Origin of the sequence: Paraburkholderia sp. (assembly GCF_035501035.1) — a bacterium.
GTDB lineage: Bacteria > Pseudomonadota > Gammaproteobacteria > Burkholderiales > Burkholderiaceae > Paraburkholderia.
In genome coordinates, this window is the sequence record NZ_DATJWR010000318.1 from 1 (window position 1) to 3,373 (window position 3,373).

The window sequence follows — 3,373 nt, forward strand, 5'->3', positions numbered from 1 at the left end:
AGGCCGCAGCTGTCCTGCTGCCTCCATCCACCGTCTGCCGTCGCTTTCGAGGAGTGCATCGTGTCTACCGATCTGTCCCGTGTGATGCGCCACAACACGCAAGCACAATGAAAAAGGCGCGCATCGCTGCGCGCCTTTAGCGTGGTGAGGAAGCGAGCGCCGCTTACTCGACGGCCTTCACCATCTCCTCGATGACCTTCTTCGCGTCGCCGAACACCATCATCGTCTTGTCCATGTAGAACAGCTCGTTGTCGAGACCGGCATAACCGGCTGCCATCGAGCGCTTGTTCACGATGATCGTGCGCGCCTTGTACGCCTCGATGATCGGCATGCCCGCGATCGGCGACTTCGGATCGTTCTTCGCCGCCGGGTTCACCACGTCGTTCGCGCCGAGCACGAGCACCACGTCGGTCTGCCCGAACTCGTTGTTGATGTCCTCCATCTCGAACACCATGTCGTAGGGCACTTCGGCTTCCGCCAGCAGCACGTTCATGTGCCCCGGCATGCGGCCCGCCACCGGGTGAATCGCATAGCGCACGTCCACGCCCTTTTCGACGAGCTTGTCGGTGAGCTCCTTCAACGCGTGCTGCGCACGCGCCACCGCAAGACCGTAGCCCGGCACGATCACCACGCTCTCGGCGTTGCCGAGCATGAACGCGGCATCATCCGCGGAACCCGACTTCACCGGACGCTGCTCCTGCGCGCCGCCCGCGGCCGCCGCGCCCGCCTCGCCGCCGAAGCCGCCCAGCAGCACGTTGAAGAACGAGCGGTTCATCGCGTGGCACATGATGTACGAGAGAATCGCACCCGAAGAGCCCACGAGCGAGCCCGCGATGATCAGCATCGCGTTGTTCAGCGAGAAGCCGATGCCGGCCGCGGCCCACCCCGAGTACGAGTTCAGCATCGACACGACCACGGGCATGTCCGCGCCGCCGATCGGGATGATGATGAGCACGCCCAGCGCGAACGCGATCAGCGTCATGATGATGAACGGCAGCCACGACTGCGTGATGAAGAACAGGATGCCGAAGCCGATCATGCCGAGCGCGAGCAGCAGGTTGATCACATGCTGGCCCGCGTAGACCACGGGCGCGCCCTGGAACAAGCGGAACTTGTACTTGCCCGAGAGCTTGCCGAAGGCGATGACCGAGCCGCTAAAGGTAATCGCGCCAACGAACGTGCCGATGAAAAGCTCGATGCGGTTGCCGTACGGCAGGAAGCCCGGATACGGCGCGTCCTCGGCCACGAGTCCGAACGCGGCAGGCTCGGAAACGACCGCATACGCGATGCACACCGCCGCGAGACCGATCAGCGAGTGCATGGCCGCGACGAGTTCGGGCATCTTCGTCATCTCGACGCGTGCGGCGACGTAGGCGCCGAGCCCCCCGCCCACCACGAGCGCCCCGAACAGCAGCGCGAGGCCAAGCCCGAGGTTCGAGCCGAATTGTGCGGACTCCTTCACGATCAGCGCAAGGGTGGTCAGGATGGCGATGGCCATGCCGACCATGCCGAACATATTGCCGGCGCGCGCGCTCTTCGGGTTCGAAAGCCCCTTGAGCGCCTGGATGAAACAGACCGACGCCACCAGGTAGAGCAGCGTAACGACGTTCATGCTCACGAAGTTCAGCCCCATCATGCGCTCTCCTTGCTGCCGGCAGAGGGGAGCTTCTTCGGTTCCTTCTTGCGGAACATCTCGAGCATGCGCCTCGTGACGAGGAACCCGCCGAACACGTTCACGGCCGCGAGCAACACGGCGAACGTGCCGAAGAACTTGCCCGGGCCGCCCACGGTCAGGCCCGTGGCGAGCATCGCACCGACGATCACGATGGCCGAGATCGCATTGGTCACGGCCATGAGCGGCGTATGCAGCGCGGGCGTGACGTTCCAGACCACGTGGTAGCCCACATACACGGCCAGCACGAAGATGATCAGGTTGATCACCGTATGATTGATGACTTCCATTGTTGTTCTCCTCCTCGTCATGCCTTGCGCGTCACCGCGCCGTCGCGCGCGATGAGCGTGGCCGCGACGATGTCGTCCGCGAGATCGATGTTGAGCGTGCCTTCCTTCGTGACGATGAGCTTCAGGAAGTCGAGCAGGTTGCGCGCGTAGAGCGCGGAGGCGTCGGCGGCGACCATCGAGGCGAGGTTCGTGTAGCCGCAGATCTGCACGCCGTGCTGCATCACCACCTGGTCCGCGACGGTGAGCGGGCAGTTGCCGCCGCGACGGCCCGTGGCCTGATCGGCAACGGGCCCGCGTCCTGCCGCGAGGTCGATCACCACCGAGCCCGGCTTCATCGCCTGCACGGTTTCGGCGGGCAGCAGCGTGGGCGCGTCGCGGCCCGGAATCAGCGCGGTCGAGATGACGATGTCGGCCTGCCTCGCGCGCTCGTGCACGAGCGCGGACTGGCGCGCGAGCCACGAAGGCGGCATGGGCCGCGCATAGCCGCCCACGCCAACGGCCGCTTCGCGCTCCTCATCGGTTTCGTAGGGGACGTCGAGGAATTTGCCGCCGAGCGACTCGATCTGCTCCTTCACGGCCGGGCGCACGTCGGAAGCCTCGATCACCGCGCCCAGACGCCGCGCCGTGGCGATGGCCTGCAGGCCCGCGACACCGGCGCCGAGAATCAGCACGCGCGCGGCCTTCACGGTGCCGGCGGCGGTCATCAGCATCGGCATGAAGCGCGGATAGAGGGTCGAGGCCACGAGCACCGCCTTGTAGCCGGCGATGTTGGCCTGCGAGGAGAGGACGTCGAGGCTTTGCGCGCGCGTGGTGCGCGGCGCGGCTTCGAGCGCGAACGCGGTCACGCCCGCTTCGGCGAGCTTCGCGGCGTTCTCCGCATTAAAGGGATCGAGCATGCCCACGAGCACCGCGCCGCGCTTCATGAACGGCAACTCGCTCACCGTGGGCGACTGGACCTTGAGCACGAGATCGGCACCGAAGGCGGCGGCCGCATCGGCGATCTGTGCGCCCACGGCCGTGTAGGCCTCGTCGAGATAGCTCGCACCGGCGCCGGCGCCCGCCTGGATCGTGACCGTGTGGCCCTGCGCGACATACTTCTTGACTGTCTCCGGCGTCGCGGCCACGCGGGTTTCGTTCGCCCGCGTTTCTGCAGGCACTCCAATGTGCATCGTTGTTTCCTCCTCGACCATCTTGTTCTAGCTGTTCTGGCTCGAATCGAGCGGGGGAAGACCGGCACGACATCCTTGAAGCGCCGGCATCCATTGCAACGGCGAAACGACGCACCACTTTAACCGAAAGCGCCGGCGGGTTTATAGCGGGAATTGCCCGTTTTTGTGCGATGCACACAACACGCCGCGCCGTCCGACCGGACGGTCGGAGAACCGGGCGAGCGCCCTGCCAGCCATCGGGC

General features: G+C 65.7%; 3 protein-coding genes. All 3 read right to left on the reverse strand.

Annotation, left to right across the window (positions count from 1 at the left end):
- Positions 1 to 163: 163 nt before the first annotated feature.
- Genes VMJ11_RS23450 through VMJ11_RS23460 form a run of 3 tightly spaced genes read right to left on the reverse strand, consistent with a single transcriptional unit; the run spans position 164 to position 3,131 of the window.
- Positions 164 to 1,618: an NAD(P)(+) transhydrogenase (Re/Si-specific) subunit beta gene (locus VMJ11_RS23450; protein WP_325622260.1), complete on the reverse strand. Its 1,455-nt coding sequence runs from the start codon at positions 1,616 to 1,618 to the stop codon at positions 164 to 166.
- 14 nt (positions 1,619 to 1,632) lie between these two features.
- Positions 1,633 to 1,962, reverse strand: a complete 330-nt coding sequence (locus VMJ11_RS23455) for an NAD(P) transhydrogenase subunit alpha (protein WP_325622256.1) — start codon at positions 1,960 to 1,962, stop codon at positions 1,633 to 1,635.
- A gap of 17 nt (positions 1,963 to 1,979) precedes the next feature.
- Positions 1,980 to 3,131 carry a Re/Si-specific NAD(P)(+) transhydrogenase subunit alpha gene (locus tag VMJ11_RS23460; protein WP_325622258.1) on the reverse strand — a complete coding sequence of 384 codons (1,152 nt, stop codon included), beginning with the start codon at positions 3,129 to 3,131 and terminating at the stop codon, positions 1,980 to 1,982.
- Positions 3,132 to 3,373: the final 242 nt, after the last annotated feature.

Excerpts from the sequence above, each read along its gene's own strand:
- VMJ11_RS23460 (WP_325622258.1), bottom strand. The coding sequence starts at position 3,131 with ATGCACATTGGAGTGCCTGCAGAAACGCGGGCGAACGAAACCCGCGTG.
- VMJ11_RS23455 (WP_325622256.1), bottom strand. The coding sequence starts at position 1,962 with ATGGAAGTCATCAATCATACGGTGATCAACCTGATCATCTTCGTGCTG.